Below are 1,629 nucleotides of genomic sequence, written 5' to 3' on the forward strand. Positions count from 1 at the left end.
CCTCATCGACGCCAAGCGCTCGGTCCGCAAGCTCTACACCGAGTCCCTCATCGGTCGTGGCGACATCACGATCGAGGAGGCCGAGGCGGCGCTGCGCGACTACCAGAAGCAGCTCGAGCAGGTCTTCGTCGAGACCAAGGCGGCGCTCAAGGGCGAGGGCGACGGCACCGGCGGCCTGGAGCGGCCGCAGGCCCAGGACGAGGGCGACATGGCCACCCGCCAGCGCCCGACCGCGATCAGCGAGGAGACGCTGCGGCACATCGGCGACGCCTTCGTCGACGTGCCGGAGGACTTCACGGTCCACCCCAAGCTGGCCAAGCTGCTCACCACGCGCAAGGACATGACGCGCGAGGGCGGCATCGACTGGGGCATGGGCGAGCTGCTCGCCTTCGGCTCCCTCGTCATGGAGGGCACCCCGGTGCGCCTGTCCGGCCAGGACTCGCGCCGCGGCACCTTCGTGCAGCGCCACGCCGTCCTCACCGACAACGAGACCGGCGCCTCCTGGACGCCGCTGCACCAGCTGTCGGAGGACCAGGCGACCTTCGAGGTCTACGACTCGCTCCTGTCGGAGTACGCGGTCATGGGCTTCGAGTACGGCTACTCGGTCGAGCGGACCGACGCGCTCGTGCTGTGGGAGGCGCAGTTCGGCGACTTCGCCAACGGCGCGCAGACCGTCGTGGACGAGTTCATCTCCTCCTCGGAGCAGAAGTGGGACCAGCGCTCCAGCGTCGTCCTGCTGCTGCCGCACGGCTACGAGGGCCAGGGCCCGGACCACTCCTCGGCCCGGATCGAGCGCTACCTGCAGCTGTGCGCCGAGGACAACATGAAGGTCGCCTACCCCTCCACCCCGGCGTCCTACTTCCACCTGCTGCGCAGCCACGCGACCGACCGCCCGCGCCGCCCGCTCGTCGTCTTCACCCCCAAGGCGATGCTGCGGCTCAAGGCGGCGGCCAGCCGTCCGGAGGACTTCACGACCGGGACCTTCGAGCCGGTGCTGCCGGACACCGCCCAGCTGGACGGGCAGAAGGTCGAGCGCGTGCTGCTGGCCTCGAGCAAGCTGGTCTGGGACCTCGAGGAGGAGCGCCGCAAGCGCGAGGACGAGACCACCGCGATCATCCGGGTCGAGCAGCTCTACCCGCTGCCCGCGCGGCAGATCGCGGCGCTGGCCGCGCAGTACCCGAACGCCGAGCTGGTCTGGGTGCAGAACGAGCCGAAGAACCAGGGTGCGTGGCCCTTCATGGCGCTCAACCTGCCCGAGGAGCTCGCCCACCACGGGGAGGAGCGCCCGCTGCGGGTCGTCTCCCGCCCCGCCTCGGCCTCCCCGTCCACCGGGTCGGCCAAGGTCCACGCGGTGGAGCAGGAGACGCTGCACGACCAGGCGTTCGGCGGCCGCTGACGCCGCACCACCGCCGAGGGGCTCCCCGCGCACGCCGCGGGGAGCCCCTCGCGGCGTCCGCCCGCGGAGCGCTGTGACACATCTGTCGCGCCACGCCCCCGCGCCCGTGGAGCGCTGTGACACATCTGTCGCACCACGCCCCCGCGCCCCCGCAGCGCTGTGACACATCTGTCGCGCGAGGGGGTATGCGGTGACACATCTGTTGCCCGGGCGACACGTGTGGCACACCGTTC

General features: G+C 71.5%; 1 pseudogene. It reads left to right on the forward strand.

Features of this window, described 5'->3' with window-relative positions:
* Window positions 1-1,396 (forward strand): annotated as a pseudogene (gene kgd / locus ACTUAL_RS03725) (multifunctional oxoglutarate decarboxylase/oxoglutarate dehydrogenase thiamine pyrophosphate-binding subunit/dihydrolipoyllysine-residue succinyltransferase subunit); the annotation flags it as partial.
* Window positions 1,397-1,629: the final 233 nt, after the last annotated feature.

The organism is Actinosynnema sp., assembly GCF_052038725.1.